The sequence below is a fragment of the Arthrobacter rhombi genome (assembly GCF_039526245.1).
Classification (GTDB): domain Bacteria; phylum Actinomycetota; class Actinomycetes; order Actinomycetales; family Micrococcaceae; genus Arthrobacter_H; species Arthrobacter_H rhombi.
Genome location: NZ_BAAAIV010000006.1, coordinates 136535 through 154801, shown reverse-complemented (window position 1 = coordinate 154801; position 18267 = coordinate 136535). Strand labels below are relative to the sequence as shown.

General features: G+C 65.6%; 17 protein-coding genes. 4 read left to right on the top strand and 13 right to left on the bottom strand.

The annotated features are described in order from the left end of the window. Window positions 1–303 precede the first annotated feature (303 nt). Window positions 304–669, top strand: coding sequence for a DoxX family protein (locus ABD088_RS06645; RefSeq protein WP_343900940.1), 366 nt, complete (start codon window positions 304–306; stop codon window positions 667–669). Window positions 670–1313: 644 nt separating this feature from the next. Here ABD088_RS06645 and ABD088_RS06640 read toward each other — a convergent pair. The 5 genes from ABD088_RS06640 to ABD088_RS06620 all read right to left on the bottom strand — a co-directional run bounded on the left by ABD088_RS06640 (window position 1314) and on the right by ABD088_RS06620 (window position 6405). Beyond that, entirely contained in the window at window positions 1314–1715 is a 402-nt protein-coding gene (locus tag ABD088_RS06640) for a cytochrome c oxidase subunit 4 (RefSeq protein WP_343900938.1), read from the bottom strand. Between the two features lie 2 nt (window positions 1716–1717). Beyond that, window positions 1718–3436: an aa3-type cytochrome oxidase subunit I gene (ctaD, locus tag ABD088_RS06635; protein WP_343900937.1), complete on the bottom strand. Its 1719-nt coding sequence runs from the start codon at window positions 3434–3436 to the stop codon at window positions 1718–1720. A gap of 6 nt (window positions 3437–3442) precedes the next feature. After that, window positions 3443–4318: an aa3-type cytochrome oxidase subunit II gene (gene ctaC, locus ABD088_RS06630; protein ID WP_343900936.1), complete on the bottom strand. Its 876-nt coding sequence runs from the start codon at window positions 4316–4318 to the stop codon at window positions 3443–3445. Window positions 4319–4528: 210 nt separating this feature from the next. Beyond that, window positions 4529–4906, bottom strand: coding sequence for a HesB/IscA family protein (locus ABD088_RS06625; protein ID WP_343900935.1), 378 nt, complete (start codon window positions 4904–4906; stop codon window positions 4529–4531). Between the two features lie 83 nt (window positions 4907–4989). Beyond that, window positions 4990–6405 (bottom strand): dipeptidase, encoded by a 1416-nt coding sequence (locus ABD088_RS06620; protein ID WP_343900933.1) that lies wholly within the window; start codon window positions 6403–6405, stop codon window positions 4990–4992. Window positions 6406–6466: 61 nt separating this feature from the next. Here ABD088_RS06620 and ABD088_RS06615 point away from each other — a divergent pair, with 61 nt between their 5' ends. Then, window positions 6467–7051, top strand: coding sequence for a DUF3043 domain-containing protein (locus ABD088_RS06615; protein ID WP_343900931.1), 585 nt, complete (start codon window positions 6467–6469; stop codon window positions 7049–7051). Window positions 7052–7128: 77 nt separating this feature from the next. On the opposite strand, the gene ABD088_RS06610 is transcribed toward ABD088_RS06615, so the two are convergent. Continuing rightward, window positions 7129–8202, bottom strand: coding sequence for a quinone-dependent dihydroorotate dehydrogenase (locus tag ABD088_RS06610; protein ID WP_343900930.1), 1074 nt, complete (start codon window positions 8200–8202; stop codon window positions 7129–7131). A gap of 60 nt (window positions 8203–8262) precedes the next feature. On the opposite strand from ABD088_RS06610, the gene ABD088_RS06605 reads away from it, so the two are divergent. Beyond that, entirely contained in the window at window positions 8263–9339 is a 1077-nt protein-coding gene (locus ABD088_RS06605) for an alpha/beta hydrolase (RefSeq protein WP_343900929.1), read from the top strand. Window positions 9340–9357: 18 nt separating this feature from the next. On the opposite strand, the gene ABD088_RS06600 is transcribed toward ABD088_RS06605, so the two are convergent. The 7 genes from ABD088_RS06600 to ABD088_RS06570 form a co-directional block, all read right to left on the bottom strand. Beyond that, the gene (locus tag ABD088_RS06600; protein WP_343900927.1) at window positions 9358–10170 is read right to left on the bottom strand and encodes an isoprenyl transferase; all 813 of its coding nucleotides are present in this window, start codon (window positions 10168–10170) and stop codon (window positions 9358–9360) included. Window positions 10171–10173: 3 nt separating this feature from the next. Then, window positions 10174–10926: a DNA repair protein RecO gene (gene recO, locus ABD088_RS06595; RefSeq protein WP_343900926.1), complete on the bottom strand. Its 753-nt coding sequence runs from the start codon at window positions 10924–10926 to the stop codon at window positions 10174–10176. Between the two features lie 59 nt (window positions 10927–10985). Beyond that, entirely contained in the window at window positions 10986–12734 is a 1749-nt protein-coding gene (gene leuA / locus ABD088_RS06590; protein ID WP_343900925.1) for a 2-isopropylmalate synthase, read from the bottom strand. Window positions 12735–12968: 234 nt separating this feature from the next. Beyond that, complete coding sequence (era, locus tag ABD088_RS06585; protein WP_343900924.1) at window positions 12969–14138, bottom strand: GTPase Era; 1170 nt, start codon at window positions 14136–14138, stop codon at window positions 12969–12971. Window positions 14139–14142: 4 nt separating this feature from the next. After that, window positions 14143–15468: a hemolysin family protein gene (locus tag ABD088_RS06580; protein ID WP_343900923.1), complete on the bottom strand. Its 1326-nt coding sequence runs from the start codon at window positions 15466–15468 to the stop codon at window positions 14143–14145. Beyond that, complete coding sequence (ybeY, locus tag ABD088_RS06575; RefSeq protein ID WP_343900921.1) at window positions 15465–15938, bottom strand: rRNA maturation RNase YbeY; 474 nt, start codon at window positions 15936–15938, stop codon at window positions 15465–15467. Before ybeY ends, ABD088_RS06580 begins: the two co-directional genes overlap by 4 nt. A 4-nt stretch (window positions 15939–15942) precedes the next feature. After that, on the bottom strand, window positions 15943–17070 hold the full coding sequence (locus ABD088_RS06570) for a PhoH family protein (protein WP_343900920.1): 1128 nt from the start codon (window positions 17068–17070) through the stop codon (window positions 15943–15945). Between the two features lie 263 nt (window positions 17071–17333). Here ABD088_RS06570 and ABD088_RS06565 point away from each other — a divergent pair, with 263 nt between their 5' ends. Next, a complete protein-coding gene (locus tag ABD088_RS06565; protein ID WP_343900918.1) occupies window positions 17334–18263 on the top strand; it encodes a GerMN domain-containing protein in 930 nt (309 codons plus the stop codon). Window positions 18264–18267 lie beyond the last annotated feature (4 nt).

Below are 18267 nucleotides of genomic sequence, written 5' to 3'. Positions count from 1 at the left end.
GCGCCGAACAAACGCTCATTGACTGCCTACGACCACTGAAACCAATAGGAATTAATCATCTAGGGGGACACCATGAAACGTGTACAGTACGACCGCTACGAGGGACCCGACGTCCTCTCCCCCACTTCCAATGCCGGGAAACCCGTCATCACCACTGACTGACCCGTTACAAACCTTGCGGCAGCACACCCGCCCGGGGTGTGCCATCAAACCGCCGACCGTGGCCCCAGCGAAACGGGCCACCGATAAACGGCAGGACCACCATCTTGCTGATCCCTCAGACTCACTCCCAAGGAGTACTTCATGACCATTGGATTCTGGGTCGTCGCCGGCCTTAACGCCCTCCTCTATCTGGGTTTTGGCGGCATGAAACTAGCCCGCTCCAAATCCGCCCTGCAAGCAGCTGGGATGGGTTGGACCGAGACCGTTTCACCGGCCACCATCAAACTCATCGGCATTGCTGAGATCCTCGGCGCAGTAGGACTAATCCTGCCCATCGCCCTCGGAACCGCCGAAGTCCTCAGTCCGATCGCTGGCGCCTGCCTAACGATTCTCATGACCGGCGCGGTCGTGACCCACCGCCGCCGCAAAGAACCCAGCGCGTTCCAGATCGTCTTGACTGCTTTCGCGCTGGCCGCCACGGTGCTGGCGGCTATCGTCGCGATCTAGAAAACTCGCAGCGACCACCGGTGAACAGAAAACACAGGCCAGCGCCATGCCCGAAAGAATGGATCTGGACACGGTTCATTCATCCACGCTCGCGGTGTTCGGTTCGTGGAGTGCGCACAGGTGCGCGTCTTGCACGGGGGCGAGCGCGTACCGGCAGTGGACGTTGATGTGGGTATAGCCACGCGGCGAGAGGCGAGCAACATCGTTGTCGTCGACGGGGTCGCCCTTATCTCCAATAGTCGAGTGTTCACTTTTCAAGCGTCGATAGTGTCCAGTTTCGAGCGTCGTCAACAGGCGGTCGGGCTGCGGACCAGGAGATCATGAACATCTTCGCCACGGGGGCCACGCTCCAACCGTCTTCGCGGATCCGCAGGGCGATTTCCAATCCTCCTTTTGTCTTCAGTGCGGCAGTGGTGTGCGACGTTAGGGCCCTCTCTTGGTGCAGCGGTTCTTAGACAGCTCCACTCCATATCAGAGCGTCTTCGTCCTCCCACCCATTCAGATCATGACGCCGCATGCGTTCACTCAACCTGCATCGCCAGTTCGGCTAGTGGGAACCACGCACGATGACTATCGGCTGGGGACGACGAAAGGGGCGGTTCCTTCCCGAAGGAAGGAACCGCCCCTTGACGTTCACCGCAGGCCTAGTGTGCGTGGTCTCCGCGGCTGTACTCGTAGACCCAGCCGATCAAGGCGATGATCACGAGGCCAACGCCGATGTACGTGATCCAGAATCCCACGGCGATGCCGAGGAAGCCGATGGCCGCCGAGAGGCCAAGTACGAGCGGCCACCAGCTCCACGGCGAGAAACGTCCAACGACGCCGGCGTTCTCGTGGATCTCACCGTCGACGCGGTCCTCGGGACGTTGCCCGACGCGCTTAGCTGTGGTGTAGAGGTAGAACCCGATCATCAGGGCGAGGCCCATGGCCAGGGCCAGGGCAATGATGCCCACCCATTCGTTCCAGTCGGTCATGATCCCGTAGACGATGAAGACGGGCAGGAAGAAGATCCCCAGGATCAAGAAGAGTCCGGTTTCAACTTTCATGCTTACACGTCCTTCTGGTCGGCCGGTCCGAAGACACTGGCGACACCGGCAGTCGGGGTGGTTCGGGCCGAGAGCTCCGGGTGGTGGAGGTCCAGGGCCGGACGCTCCGAACGGATCCGGGGAATCGAGTGGAAGTTGTGACGCGGCGGCGGGCACGAGGTGGCCCACTCCAGCGAGGCACCGAAGCCCCACGGATCATCTACTTCGACTCGCTTGGCGGACCGGGCGGTGACCCACACGTTCCAGAAGAACGGGATCATCGACAGACCCAGGATGAAGGCGAACACGGTGGAAAACTGGTTCATGGTGGTGAATCCGTCCTCCGGCATGTAGTCGGCGTAGCGACGGGGCATGCCCATGACACCGAGCCAGTGCTGGATCAGGAACGTGCCGTGGAAGCCGGTGAACAGCATCCAGAAGTGGATCTTGCCCAGGCGCTCATTGAGCATCCGGCCGGTCCACTTGGGCCACCAGAAGTAGAAGCCCGCGAACATCGCGAACACCACGGTGCCGAAGACCACGTAGTGGAAGTGTGCGACGACGAAGTACGTGTCAGACACATGCGAGTCCAGCGACGGGGCCGACAAGATGATGCCAGTGAGTCCACCGAAGAGGAACGTCACGAGGAAGCCAATGCTCCACAACATGGGTGTCTCGAAGGTAATGGACCCTCGCCACATGGTGCCGATCCAGTTGAAGAACTTCACGCCCGTTGGAACGGCGATCAGCATGGTCATGAAGCCGAAGAACGGCAGGGCGACCGAGCCGGTGACGTACATGTGGTGCGCCCACACAGCCACCGACAGTGCGGCGATGGAGATGGTCGCGAAGATCAAGCCCTTGTAACCGAAGATCGGCTTGCGGCTGAAGACCGGGAAGATCTCCGAAACGATGCCGAAGAACGGCAAGGCGATGATGTAGACCTCGGGGTGGCCGAAGAACCAGAAGAGGTGCTGCCACAGGATCGGGCCGCCAGCATCCGGGTCATAGATATGCGCACCAAAGCGCCGGTCGGCGCCCAGGGCGAACAGTGCAGCTGCCAGCGGCGGGAAGGCCATCAGGATCAGGAGCGCCGTGATCAGCGTGTTCCAGGTGAAGATGGGCATGCGCCACATCGTCATGCCGGGGGCACGCAGGCAGATGATCGTGGTGATGAAGTTGACCGCACCGAGAATCGTGCCGAAGCCCGACAGGGCCAGGCCGAAGACCCAGAGGTCACCACCCACACCGGGGCTGAACGTGGTGTTCGACAGTGGCGCATAGGCGAACCAGCCAAACGACGCTGCACCCTGCGGGGTGATGTAACCGGCAACGGCGATGGTGGAACCGAAGAGGAAGAACCAGAAGGCCAGGGCGTTCAGTCGTGGGAAGGCCACGTCCGGTGCGCCGATCTGCAACGGCATGATGACGTTGGCGAACCCAGAGAAGAGCGGGGTCGCGAACATCAGCAGCATGATGGTGCCGTGCATGGTGAACAGCTGGTTGTACTGTTCCTTGGTCTGCAGGATCTGCATGCCCGGCTCGAAGAGCTCGGCACGGATCAGCAGCGCCATGACGCCACCGATGCAGAAGAAGATGAACGAGGCGATCAGGTACATGTACCCGATGGTCTTGTGGTCGGTGGAGGTGATCCAGTTGACGACGATGCGTCCCTTTGATACCGGCACGACCCGGGGGGCGAGGGGCTTGGCCTCGTCCGTCGCGTATTCGTAGGTAGTCATGCCGACCTACTTCCCTTCCTCATGAGGAATCATGATGGAGTTGACGTCATCGGGCTTGCGGTTGTATTGCTCGCCGATGTGTCCCTTCTTCATGTCCGACAACTTGGCCTCGAACTCCTGCTCGGAGACGACCTTGACGTTGAACAGCATCTCCGAGTGGTACTCGCCACACAGCTCGGCGCACTTGCCGGCGTAGGTGCCCTCTTCCTGCGGAGTGAGGAAGATGCGGTTGGTCTTGCCTGGGATCATGTCGAGCTTCTGCAGGAACGCGGGAACCCAGAACGAGTGGATGACGTCGCGGCTGTTGAGCTCGAGGGTCACGGGAACGTTGACCGGGAGGTACAGGGTGGGAAGCGTGGCTTCCTTGCCGGCCGAGCCGTCCAGGTGGGCCTGGACGTTGGCGTCGTACTTCTCTTCGCCCTTGTAGCTGTAGTTGTAGTCCCAGGACCACTGCTTGGCCTGGATATCGACCACGAGCGGGGAATCCACGGGCGCATCAACGGTGCGCTGGGTGGTGTCCGAGAACGTGAAGAAGGTCAGGACCATCATCAGCGGGACCGCCGTGTACAGGATTTCCATCGGCAGGTTGTAGCTCAGCTGGCGCGGGTATCCGGTTTCGCCCTTGCGGCGCCGGTAGGCCACGATGCACCAGATCATCAGGCCCCATGTCAGGATGCCGACGAGTAGGACTGTCACCCAGGTGTGGACCCATAGGTCCTGGATCATTCCCGTGTTGTTGGTGACGTCCCGGGTTTCGTTCGGGAGCCAGCCACGCTGGACTTGTTCTGAACAACCCGTCAACAGCAACGCCCCCGCGCCGGCCAAAGCCAGTACCTTGGCCCTGCCTCTGCGACTGCTGCTGGTTCGGTCTTGCGAACTCACAGACGGCCCTTCCTCTTTGTTGGTGCGATACGCGATCTCGTCCAAACCGCACATGGCATCGGGCGCAGCAATGCATCCGGTACCGGCTTGGCGAGACCAATAGTTTTACTACTCATCGTAGAGCTTACCCTCTTGCCCGACGGAATGCCGACCGAAACCCCGTGTCAACCGATGGTTACGTGGTCACGGGATTCCGGCCGGCCCGGCTTCCTAGTGGAAGGAATCGCCGCAGGCACAGGAGCCGCCGGCGTTCGGGTTGTCGATGGTGAATCCCTGCTTGGAGATGGTGTCCTCGAAGTCGATGGATGCGCCACTGAGGTAGGGCACGCTCATCTTGTCGACGATGACCTCGACGCCGTCAAAATCGCGGACGGCATCGCCGTCGAGCATGCGCTCGTCGAAGTAGAGCTGGTAGATGAGGCCCGAGCAGCCGCCGGGCTGGACAGCCACGCGCAGGCGCAGGTCGGTGCGTCCTTCCTGCTCCAGCAGGCTGCGGACCTTGCCCGCGGCCACATCGGACAGGAGTACCTCGTGGGTCTCGAGTTCTTCGGTGGAGCCGACAGTGGATTCGTTGGTCGTGGCGGTCATCTGGTCCTCCAAATAGTGCTTGTCTCGGAGAGCGGCACCGTAGCGTGCCGTCCTCTCATCCTCCATGGTACGACGGACCGGCCCTATTGCAGGCCCTGTGCGTCAAGGCGTGCCAGCAACAGTGCCTCGGCCAGGATGGCCTTGCGGAAATCGTCGAGATGCAGCGACTCGTCGGCACTGTGTGCCCGCGAGTCGGGATCCTCCACGCCGGTGACCAGGATCTGGGCTTGGGGGTAGAGCTCGAGCAGGTCGGCGATGAAGGGAATCGAGCCGCCGATCCCGGTTTCCACGGGACGAACACCCCAGGCAGCCTCGAGGGACCAGAGACTGGCCCGTGCGGCGGCGGCCGAAGTGTCCGTGGAAAAGGCATTGCCCTGTTCGACGGCTGCGAAGTCGACCTGGGCGCCGAAGAGATCCTGGGCCTCGACATGGCGTTGTAGGGCGTCGGCCGCTGCCTGCGGATCCTGGCCCGGCGCCAGACGGACGCTGATTTTCACCCGGGTCGCGGGCTGCAGGGTGTTGGACGAAACGGCGACCGACGGCACGTCGATTCCGATCACCGACAGGGCCGGCTTGTTCCAGAGCCGGTCGGCCAAGGCCCCGGATCCGGCGAGGCGGACGCTGTCCAGCACCGAGGAGTCGGCACGGAAGTCGGCTTCAGGGTAGTCGACGGGCTGAGTGTCCCGGGCCAGCAGCCCCTCGACGGCAACGTTCCCCTCGTCGTCGTGGAAGGAGGCGATCAGGCGCGCTGCCACGGTGGGGGCGTCGAGGACCGGTCCCCCGAACATGCCCGAGTGCACCGCATGATCGAGCACACGGACATCGACGACGGCGCCGACCATCCCGCGCAGGCTGGTGGTCAGTGCCGGGACCCCGACCTTCCAGTTGCTGGAATCGGCCACGACGATGACGTCGGCGGCCAGCAGGTCACGGTGCTGCTCGAGGAAGGGACGGAAGGACGGCGAACCGGCTTCCTCCTCCCCCTCGAAGAAGTAGGTCACCCCGACACCGAAGTCCTCCACGGCATCGAGCACCGCGCGCAGCGACGCGATGTGGACCATGATGCCGGCTTTGTCGTCGGCGGCGCCGCGGCCGAACAGTCGTCCGTCGATTTCGGTGGCCTCGAAGGGTGCGGTGTTCCAGAGCTCGAGGTCCCCGGGCGGTTGGACGTCGTGGTGGGCGTAGAGCAGGATCGTGGGCTTGCCCGGCTGAGCGGGACGGCGGCCGACGACGGCCGGAGCCCCCGGGACCCCCTCGGGGGTGTCGACGGAGAGGATCTGGACGTCCTCCATGCCGGTGGAGCGCACCAGGGCGGCGACGGCTTCGGCGCTGCGCCCCAATTCGGCGACATCGAAGGCCTCCCAGGCAATGCCGGGAATCGCGACCAGGGATTTCAGCTCGGAAACGGTCTGGTCGAAGGCGCGGTTCACGCGCTCGGTGATGGCGTCCAGGTCGACGCCGTGATCGACGGAGCCGGTGGTGGAATCGGAAGTAGTCATGGCTTCACCCTACAACTGGACGGCGTTTCGGTTGCGGGCTGCCCGCCGCTAGACTGAGGGCGTGTTTGGAAGCAAAAAAGCCGATGCCGCACAGCCGCCGGCCACCCCAGAAGAGCCCGAACGTCCGACCGTGGGCAAGGGTGCCCCGACGCCACGTCGGAACAACCAGCAGGCGCAGAACAAGCGCCCGCTGGTGCCCACCGACCGCAAGGTGGCCAAGGCCCAGGCCCGCGAACAGCGGATGGCCGCGCAGGAACGCATGCGCATCGCCAATGAGACCGGCGACGAACGCTACCTCTCCGCCCGCGACAAGGGCCCGCAGAAGCGGTTCGCCCGTGACTTCGTCGACGCCCGATGGATGGTCGGCGAATTCCTGATGATCGTCATCCTGGTGTTCCTGGTCGTGGCGTTCACGATGACCAAGAACGTCCAGATCCAGGCCTACATCACCTTCGGGCTGTGGATCGTCCTGGGCATCACGATCATCGACTCGTTCATCATGAGCCGCCAGCTGAAGAAGCGCCTGGTCACCAAGTTCGGCAGCCAGGACCGCGGCGTGCTCTGGTACGCCTGCATGCGCGGCCTGCAGTTCCGCAAGTTGCGGCTGCCCAAGCCCCAGGTCTCCCGCGGGGCGAAGGTCGAGTAGCACTCCCCCAGCAAAGACGACGGAGGGTCCCACCGAATCATCGGTGGGACCCTCCGTCGTGGGGGCGTGATGCGGCCTCAGCGGCCGGACAGCGCCCGGCGCAGCCCGCGGTTGATGCGCCACGCCCAGAACGGTCCCTCGTAGAGGAACGCCGTGTACCCCTGGACCAGATCCGCCCCTGCCGTGAGGCGTTCGAGGACGTCGTCTGCGCTTTCCACTCCCCCGACGGAGATGACCGTGGTGCTGGCTGGAAGCACGGAGCGCAGCCGGCGCAGCACCTCGAGCGACCTGCTCTTCAACGGTGCGCCGCTGAGTCCGCCTGCGCCGTATTCGCGGATCCGGTCGGGAACGGTCACCAGCCCGCTGCGGGCGATGGTGGTGTTGGTGGCGATGACGCCGTCCAGGCCGAGCTCCAGGACCAGCGCCGCGACGTCGTCGACGTCGGCATCGGCCAGGTCGGGGGCGATCTTGACGAGCAGCGGCACATGCCGTCCGGCGGTGGCATCGGCTTCCCGGCCGACGGCTGCCAGCAGCGGGCGCAACGTCTCGATCCCCTGTAGCAGCCGCAGCCCGGGGGTGTTCGGGGAGCTGACGTTGACCACCAGGTAGTCGGCGTTGGCCGCCAGCGCCCGGGTGCTGTCCAGGTAGTCCTCCACGGCATCGTCCAGCTCGACCAGCTTGGTCTTGCCGATGTTGATGCCCACGACCGGCCGGGTGGAACCGAAGCGCCGCGCCAAGGTGGGGAGCACCTGGCGGATGCGGGGGGCGACGGCCACGGCGCCGTCGTTGTTGAAGCCCATGCGGTTGATGACGGCCCGGTCCTCGACCAGCCGGAACAGGCGGGGCTTCGGGTTGCCGGGCTGGGCTTGCCCGGTGATGGTGCCGACCTCGATGTGACCGAACCCCAGATCGGCCAGGGCCGCCACCCCGTGGCCCTCCTTGTCGAACCCGGCGGCGAGTCCGAACGGCGACGGGAAGTCGATGCCCATCACGGTGCGACGCAGGCTCGGGTGCGGCCGGGTGATCCGGCGCAGGACCGCCGAGGCGCCGGTGGATTCGGCCATCCGGATGAGCCGGAAACCGATCTGGTGGGCCTTTTCGGGATCCATGCCCGAGAAGACGACACGGAAGAAGGCGGGATAGATGCGCATGGTCCCAGTCTTCCCTGCGCGCGGCACCGCTGCCAACTTCGTGCTGGTTATGCTCGACCTATGCGCAGCCACGAAGCACAGTACGCGATCGACACCGAACCCGGGCAATGGCTCGACGACGATCTGGGTCCGGGCTTCAGCTACACCAGCATCTGCCCCGGGCACGACGAGGAGGGCCCGTTCAGCGCCACCCTGGTGCGGTACCTGCCGCTGCCACAGGAGAGGCCGCATTGGCGCGATGCCATGCTCAACGTGCGCCAGGGCCTGGACCGGGCCCGGGGAACCCGCGCCGGGCAGGCCCCCGTCGACGTCGTGCTGGGTCTGCATGGCTGGACCGACTACTTCTACAACCCCGAGCTGGCCCGTTACTGGTCGGAGCGCGGTTACCGTTTCTACGCCTTGGATCTGCGCCGTTACGGACGGAGCCTGCGCGCCTGGCAGACCCCGGGGTTCGTCACCGAACTGGCGGAGTACGACGCCGACATCGAGGCTGCGCTGGAAACCATCCGTGAAGACGTGGGCCAGTTGGGCCGGATCGTGGTCATCGCCCACTCCACCGGTGGCCTGACCGCCAGCCTGTGGGCGAACCGCCACCCCGGGGTCCTCTCGGCGCTGGTGCTGAACTCCCCCTGGCTGGAGATGCAGGGCAGCTGGCTGGTCCGCAACGCAGCCGCCGGGCTGCTGGAACCGTTGGCGCGGGTGCGGCCGAAGGCACGCATCAAGCTGCCCGAGGTGGACCACTACTGGCAGTCGCTCTCCAACCGGGCCCACGGCGAGTGGGAGGTGCATCCGCTGTGGCGGCCCCGCCATGCCTTCCCCGTGACTGCGGGGTGGATTTCGGCGGTGCTCTCCGGCCACGCCGAGGTGGCCCGCGGGCTGGACATCCGGTGCCCGGTGCTGGTCATGACCTCGGGCAAGACGCACCTGGGGACGGTGTTCGAACCCGAGATGCTGGTGACCGATACGATCATCGAGGTCGAGACGGTCAGGCAGCGGGCCCTGAAACTGGGCAACGAGGTATCGATTGCGCGGATCGAAGGCGGCATGCACGACCTGTTCACCTCCGCGGCACCGACCCGGCGCAAGGCCTACGACGCCGTCACCCGGTTCAGCGACGGCTACCTGCCGGGCCGGTGAGGCCCCGCCCGGGCTGCGTCAGGCGGTGGGAGTGTCCAGGGCGGCGCCGAACCTGCGGTCACGGCGGGCGTAGATCTCGATGGCCTCCCAGAGGGTCCTGCGGTCCACATCGGGCCAGAGGACGTCCATGAAGACCATCTCCGCGTACGCGGACTGCCAGAGCATGAAGTTCGAGGTCCGCTGCTCCCCCGAGGAACGCAGGAACAAATCGACGTCCGGCAGATCGGGTTCGTCCAGGTAGCGGCCGATCGTCTTCTCGGAGATGCCGCGGGGCGACAGCCGGCCGGCGGCGACCTCCTCGGCGATGGCCGTGACCGCGTCGGCGATCTCCGCACGGCCGCCATAGTTCACGCACATCGTCAGGTGGCAGACATCATTGCCCCGGGTCTGTTCCTCGGCGGTGAGCAGTTCGTTCACGACCGAACGCCAGAGCCGGGGTCGGCGTCCGGCCCAGCGGACCCGGACCCCCCAGGCGTCGAGCTGGTCGCGTTGGCGGTGCAGCACGTCGCGGTTGAAGCCCATGAGGAACTTGACCTCGTCGGGGCTGCGCTTCCAGTTCTCGGTGGAGAAGGCGTAGACGGAGACATATTTGACGCCCATCTCGATGGCGCCGGCCATCACGTCCAGGAGCGCAGCCTCCCCCGCCTTGTGCCCCTCGGTGCGCGGCAGCCCCCGCTGGTTGGCCCAGCGGCCGTTGCCATCCATCACGATGGCCACATGGCGGGGCACCAGTTCGGCGGGGATCCGCGGCGGGACCGCACCGCTGGGATGCGGCCAGGGGGCGACGGCGGCGGTGGTGCGGGACGTGCGCGGACGGGGGGTTCGCTTCATCAATCAGATTCTTTCCACGAGTTTGAGGGACTTGACGACCCGTTCCAGATGCCATTGCAGGTATCCCGCCACCATACCGGCAGCTTCCCTGCGGGCCGGGGCATCGGCGTGCTGCGCCTGCTCCCAGTCGCCGGTCAGCAGGGCGGCCAGCAGCGAAACGGTCGCCGGGGCGGGTGAGCTGGAACCGGCGGGGCGGCAATCGGCGCAGACCACCCCACCGAGCGGGATGTTCAGCGCAGTGTGCGGTCCGGGTTTGCCGCACCGCACGCAATCGGTGAAGCTCGGCGCCCACCCCGCAGTGGAGAGGGCGCGCAGCAGGTACGAGTCCAGCAGCAACCCGGGGTCCTGCGCCCCGCGGGCCATCGCCGCCATGGCCCCATGGAGCAGCCGGAACTGCGGTGCAGCGGATTCGGTGTCGGCCTCGGTGAGGCGTTCGGCGGTCTCGGCCATCGCACTGGCACTGGTATAGCGGGCGTAGTCCAGGGAGAGCGATTGGCCGTAGGGGTGGCGCAGCTGGGCCTGGGTGATGATGTCCAGGTTGCGCCCGCGGATCAGCTGGGCATCGACGAACATGAACGGCTCAAGGGTGGCCCCCATCTTGGAACTGGTGCGCCTCACGCCCTTGGCCACGGCACGGACCTGCCCATGCTCGGGGGTCAACAGCACGATGATCCGGTCTGCCTCCCCCAGCTTGTGCGTGCGCAACACGAGGCCCTGGGTCCGGTAGGACTTGGCGGCAAAACTGGAACGGGGCACGGCTCCAGTATCCCAGAGAAGCCGCGCCCCGAACCCCGCCGCCGACCGGCGGCGTCTGCCTACTTTGCCGCGTTGGCGTCCAGGATGGCCCGGTTGACCGCCGAGATGACGGCCTTCAGCGAGGCGGTGGTGGTGTTGGCGTCGATGCCCACGCCCCACAGGACGCGTTCGCCGACGGCACATTCGACATAGGCTGCGGCCTGGGCCGTTCCGCCCTCGCTCAGCGCATGTTCGGTGTAGTCGAGCACGCGCAGGTCCACGCCGTCGGCGGCCAGGATGTTCACGAGCGCATTGATCGGGCCGTTGCCGGTACCCGAGCGCTCCTGCACCGTGCCGTCGGCCTCCAGCAGGGCCTCCAGCGTGAACGACCCGTCTTCATCGGTGCGGGTGCGGGTGTTCCCCAGCCGGTAGTGGCCCCAGGCGCGCCCCTCGAAGGTGTCGGCCGGCAGGTACTCGTTCTGGAACTGCTGCCAGATGGTCGCCGGACTGATCTCCCCGCCGTCGCCTTCCGCCATGCGCTGGATGACCCCGGAGAATTCGATCTGGGCACGGCGCGGCAGATCCAGGCTGTGGTCGTGCTTGAGCACGTAGGCGACCCCGCCCTTGCCGGACTGGGAGTTCACGCGGATGACCGCCTCATAGGAGCGGCCGATGTCCTGCGGGTCGATGGGCAGGTACGGGACGGCCCACGGGATGTCGTTGATGCCCTTGCCGGCTGCGGCGGCATCGCGCTCCATCTGCTCGAAGCCCTTCTTGATGGCGTCCTGGTGGGAGCCGGAGAAGGCGGTGAAGACCAGGTCGCCACCGTAGGGCGAACGCTCCGGGACGGGCAGCTGGTTGCAGTATTCGACGGTCCTGCGGATCTCGTCCATGTCGGAGAAGTCGATCATCGGGTCGATGCCCTGGCCGAAGAGGTTCATCCCCAGGGTCACCAGGTCCACGTTGCCGGTGCGTTCCCCGTTGCCGAACAGGCATCCTTCGATCCGGTCGGCGCCGGCCATGTAGCCCAGTTCGGCGGCGGCGACCCCGGTCCCCCGGTCGTTGTGGGGGTGCAGCGAGAGGATGATCGAATCGCGGTGTTCCAGGTTGCGGTGCATCCACTCGATGGAGTCGGCGTAGACGTTGGGCGTCGCCATTTCCACCGTGGCCGGCAGGTTCAGGATCATCTTGTTCTCCGGCGAGGCCTCGAGGACCTCGGCCACGGCGTCGGAGATGCGCTGGGCGAATTCCAGTTCGGTGCCGGTGTAGGACTCGGGCGAGTACTCGTAGGTGATCCGGGTACCGGTGAGCTGTTCCTCGTACTTCTTGCACAGCCGGGCACCGGTGAGGGCGATGTCCACGATACCGTCCTGGTCCTGGTTGAACACGACGCGGCGCTGGAGCACCGACGTGGAGTTGTAGAGGTGGACGATCGCCTGCTTGGCGCCTTCGAGGGCCTCGTAGGTGCGCTCGATCAGGTGTTCGCGGGACTGCGTCAGGACCTGGATGGTGACGTCTTCGGGGATGCGGTCGCGTTCGATCAGCTGGCGGACGAAGTCGAAGTCCGTCTGGGAGGCCGAGGGGAAGCCGACCTCGATCTCCTTGAAGCCCATCCGCACCAGCAGGTCGAACATCTGGTGCTTGCGTTCGGGGCTCATCGGATCGATCAGGGCCTGGTTTCCGTCGCGCAGGTCCACGGCGCACCAGCGCGGTGCCTGGGTGATGACCTGGTCCGGCCACGTGCGGTCCGGCAGCTCGACGGTGATCTGGTCCTGGAACGGGACGTACTTGTTCACGGGCATTCCGGAGGTTTTTTGCATGTTCTGCATGGTTCTAGGGGGCCTTTTCAGTGGTCGTTGAAAATTCAGGCCGGCAGCACGAAACTCCGCAGCGGGGGGTCGGCCCTAGTGACTGGTGTCCAGATTCGTCCCGCCGCGGCTGCCTAGTAGAAGGATTCCCGCATGCATGGTCCTCACCCTAGCATTCCGCGGCGCGGGGTCCACCGGACGTGCTTAATGTTTCGCCGGACCCCACGGCACCGGTGATCTGGCACCCTGCCCCGGCTAGAATCCGAGCCGACCGAGCTGCTTGGGGTCGCGCTGCCACTCCTTGGCGATCTTCACGTGCAGGTCCAGGTAGACCCGGGTGCCCATGAGCGCCTCGATGCCCTTGCGGGCGTTGGTCCCGACCTCCCGCAGCCGGGCCCCGGCGCGGCCGATGACGATCGCCTTCTGCGAGGAACGCTCCACGAAGAGGTTCACGTGGATGTCCAGCAGGGGGTTGTCTTCCGGCCGGCCTTCACGCGGGATGATCTCCTCCACGACGACGGCCAACGAGTGCGGCAGCTCATCGCGCACCCCTTCCAGGGCTGCCTCGCGGATGAGCTCGGCGATCATGATCGCCTCGGGCTCGTCGGTGAGTTCACCGTCGGGATACAGCGGCGGCGACAGCGGCATGGCGGCGGCCAGCACATCGGACACTGCTTCGACCTGGAAGTCACCGGTCGCGGAAACCGGGACGACGGCGGCCCATCCCCCCTCGCCGAGGGTCTCGGCTCCCAGCTCCGTCACGGCGACCAGTTGCCGGGCCAACTCGGAGCGGTCCACCAGGTCGGCCTTGGTCACGATGGCGACGATCGGCTTGCGCCGCAATTGGGCCAATTGGGTGGCGATGAAGCGATCGCCGGGGCCGATCTTCTCGTTGGCCGGGATGCAGAAGCCGATCGCGTCGACTTCGGACAGCGTCTCGGCGACCAGGTCGTTCAACCGCTGCCCGAGCAGGGTGCGGGGTCGGTGCAACCCGGGGGTGTCGACCAGCACCAGCTGGGCGTCGTCGCGGTGGACGATCCCGCGGATGGTGTGGCGGGTGGTCTGTGGCTTGGCCGAGGTGATCGCGATCTTCTGGCCGACCAGGGCGTTGGTCAACGTGGATTTCCCCGCGTTGGGCCGGCCCACGAAGGAGGTGAAGCCGGCACGGAACGTGTCCGGCCATTCACGGGCCAGCGCGTTCCCGGTGCTGGACGGGCCCACCTGGGGCTCGCGCACCACGGAGTCGGAGGTATGGGCCTTCTTGCCTGCCGCCGATGCCGCCGGGGGACGCTGGCCCGCGCCGTGGCTATTCTTCGGTGCACGCCGTGCGGCTGCACCGGGCGCCTTCCCGGGCGTCTTGCCGGGCGCTTTGCCGCCCGGGCCGCGTCGTGGGGCGCCGTTGTTCCGGGGCTTCTGTTCTGCCATGGGTTCAGTCCTTGCTGTCGCGGGGGACGTCTTCTGCGGCCAGACGGCCCAACGATCCCTCATCATTGTCTGCGGCCTCGGGGTATTCGTCGACCCAGGCCAATACGTAGCCGATGCGGTTGCGGCGCCCGGCGAGCCGTTCGGCATGGATCCGGATGCCGTCGACGGTGACCTCGGAACCGACGATCGGCACGCGGCCCAGCGTCTTGGCCAGCAGGCCGCCGACACTATCCACCTCGTCGTCATCGATGCGGCGGTCGAAGAGTTCGGCGAAATCGTCGATGCCCATCCGGGCGCTGACCCGGAAGACACCGTCCTCGAGTTCCTCCGACTCCACGGAGGAGTCGTCGTACTCGTCGTCGATCTCGCCGACGATCTCCTCGATGAGGTCCTCGAGCGTGACCAGACCCGCGGTGCCGCCGTATTCGTCGATCACGATGGCCACGTGGGTGGACTCGCGCTGGAGTTCCTGGAGCAGTTCCGCAACTGACTTCGACTCCGGGACGTAGCGGACGTCGCGGCACACCTGCTCGACGGTGTGCTCATCCCCGGGGCGGGAATGCAGTCGGGCAGCGATGTCCTTGAGGTAGACGATGCCGACGATCTGGTCGGGGTTGTCCCGGATGACGGGAATGCGTGAGCACCCCGAACGCAGGAACAGGCTCATAGCCGCCGAAAGAGTGGTCCCGTAGTCAACGGTGACCATGTCGGTCCGCGGGACCATGACAGCACGGACCCGGGTATCCCCCAGTTCGAACACTGAGTGGATGAGGTCGGCTTCAACATCTTCGATGATGTCCGCCTCGTGCGCACGGTCGACCATGTCACGGAAGAGCTCCTCGGTGAAGAACGCCTCCTCCTGGACAGGAGCATCCTTCGCGACACTGCTACCGGCACGTACCAGCCATCCGGGGATCGGACCCAGCGCCATGCGCAGCACCCGGACCAGAGGTGCGGTCAACACGACGACGCTGCTGCTGCGTACGCGCCCGTACCGCCGCGGCGATACTCCAACGAGGACGAATCCGACGGCGGCCATGGTGACGGTGGCCAGGAGTCCCGCCAGCCAGATGTTCTCCAGCAGGTCGTGGTAGAGCAGGGCAATGGCCACCGCACCGGCGGTCTCGAACCAGATCCGCCAAAAGCGGACGGCGTGGGTGTGCGCGGTGGGCTCCGCCAGGATGGCCCGCAGGTTCTTGCGGGGCCGTTCGGCCAGCATGTCCTCGGCCTCTTGGCGCGGCAGGACCAGAAAGGCTGCCTCGGCGGCGGTCAGGATCGCTGCACAGCAGACGAAGGCCAGCGCCAGGATGAGGAGGAGCGCGGCGATCATTCGGTGGTCTCGCGCGGCGCGTCCCGACCGAGGAACGATTCCAGCAGGGCGCGCTGCAGCGAGAACATCTCTTCCTTCTCGTCGGGCTCCTCATGGTCGTAGCCGAGCAGGTGCAGCATTCCATGGGTGGCCAGCAGCAGGATCTCGTCGGCCGTGGAGTGTCCACCTCGCTTCGCCTGACCGGCGGCCACCTGCGGGCAGATGACGATGTCGCCGAGCATGCCGGCAGGGCTGGTCGAAGACGGACTACCGGGGCGCAACTCGTCCATGGGGAAGGACATCACATCGGTGGGACCCTCGAGGTCCATCCAGTCAATGTGCAGGCGTTCAATGGCTGCCTCGTCCACCAGGATGATCGAGGCTTCGGCCTGGGGATGGACATACAGGGCGTCCAGGATGTGCCGCCCGAGCCGCGAGAGCTCCTCGAGGTCGGCGTCCACGCCCGATTCGTTGTTGACTTCGATGCTCATGGACTCAGGACTCCGGATCCGTGGTGGGCTGCATGCCTGGTTGCGAGGCACGCTGGCGACGGGCTTCCATCCGCTCACGTGCAGCGACGTTGTTGGTCTTGGCTGCGCGTCGACGCGCCGCCTCGGGATTCGTTTCCGCCGCAGCAGACCAGCGCTCATAAGCGGTGACGATGTCGCCGACGAGCCGGTGGCGGACGACGTCGGTGGCGTCGAGCTGGCAGAAGGCGATGTCGTCGACGGAGTCGAGGATTTCCGAAACGACCTTCAAACCCGAGCGCGAACCGCCGGGGAGGTCCACCTGGGTCACGTCACCGGTGACGACGATCCGGGAGCCGAATCCCAGGCGGGTGAGGAACATCTTCATTTGTTCCGGCGTCGTGTTCTGTGCCTCGTCCAGGATGATGAACGCGTCGTTCAGTGTCCGCCCCCGCATGTAGGCCAGCGGGGCGACTTCGATGGTCCCGGCGGCAATGAGGCGCGGGATGGATTCGGGGTCGATCATGTCATGCAGGGCGTCGTAGAGCGGGCGCAGATAGGGGTCGATCTTGTCCGTGAGCGTGCCGGGCAGGAATCCCAACTTCTCCCCCGCCTCGACGGCCGGACGGGTGAGGATGATCCGGTTGACCTCCTTGGCCTGCAGCGCCTGGACGGCCTTGGCCATGGCCAGATAGGTCTTGCCGGTGCCGGCGGGGCCGATGCCGAAGATGACGGTGTTGGCGTCGATGGCATCGACGTAGGCTTTCTGGTTCACCGTCTTGGGCCGGATCTTCTTGCCTCGGCCGGAGAGGATGTTCAGCCCAAACGTTGCGGGGCCCGAGGACCGGACGGAACCTTCCGCATCGACCATGCGCACCAGTTGCTCGACGAGCTGGGCCGACACGCGAGTGCCCTTCGTGGCCAACCCGCGGGCCTCCTGGACGACGTGCTCGGCGCGCGAGGCTTGTCCGGGATCGCCGGTGATACGCAGTTCGTTGCCGCGCACATGCAGTTCGGCCAATGGGTAGATGCCTTGCAAGATGCGCAGCACCTCGTCGTTGGCGCCCAATGAGGCGACCATCTGCTCGGTGCTGGAAAACGTGATCACCGTGCCGTCGGTGGCATCCGGAGCGGTGTTGTTGTCCTCGTCGGTCATCCTGGTGGGCTGTCCTCCCGTTACCGTGGTGGTTTCGTGCGTCGGGGCCGATGATGGGTGGCCATCCGGCGCGTTACCATCCTACGGGACGTCCCCAGAGGGCTCCGTTATTCATGCAACTGTATATATCGGTCCTGCAACAGTCCGGCATTTGATGCCCCCGGGGGTGCCCACTGCCTGCCGGCGTGTGCCAAGCTAAATGGTCGGTCAGGTGCAAGCGCGCCCGAAAGCCGACCCCTGACTTCACCCACTCAAGGATTCCCGTGACCGTTCCACCCCTGAGCCAACGCACCAGAATGCGCCTGGCCATGTTGGCTGCGATGGCAACGCTCGGGACCTTGGCGGCCTGTGTTGGAGCGCCGGCGGGGTCCACCAGCAGCATGCCAGAGGCCTCCACCCAGGCCCCTGCAGTCTCCAGCCAGGGCAGGGCGGCACCCATGGAGACGCTCAGCGCCCCCCGGCTGTCACCGGTCTACTGGCTGGGCGAACGCGATTCGACCGTTTACCTGTACCGGCAGTACACCAAGCCCGAGGACCAGGGCGACCCGGTCACGACGGCCATCAAATACCTCACCGAAAAACAGCCCAGCGACCCGGACTACTTCAACCTGTGGAGCAAGGCCTCCCGCATCGGCACCTCCATCAGTTCGGGCAACGTGATCACGGTGGACATCTCGGCCGACGCCTTCTCGCGACGTGTCGACGCAGGGCTGGCTGAACGCGCGATCCAGCAGCTGGTCTACACGGCGACTGCGGCTGCGTCGTCCTCCGGGCTGTTGAGCCCGAATACGCCGGCCAGTGTGGAAATCCTGGTGGACGGGCATGCGGGCTACAACGCGTTTGGCCACGTGACGTTGTCTGGGCCCCTGCAACGCGATGCGTCCTTGCAGGCGCCCATCTGGATCATCGACCCGCAGCAGGATGCCGTGCTCACCGCGGGCAAGATCACGATCCACGGGGTCTCGGCAACTTTTCCGGGCGGTACCCGGTGGTTGCTCAAGAAAGAGGTCGCTGGCAAGGCAACCCGGGTCGACGGCGGTTCGTTGACTGTGGGCGCCGGCCAGCTCGCAGACAATGAATACCAGATGTCCACCGACCTGAAGCCCGGTACCTACACGCTGGCCGTGTGGGGGCAGAAACAGAACGATGCGAAGCGGCTGAGCCAGGACTCCAAGACCTTCACGGTCAAGTAGCGCC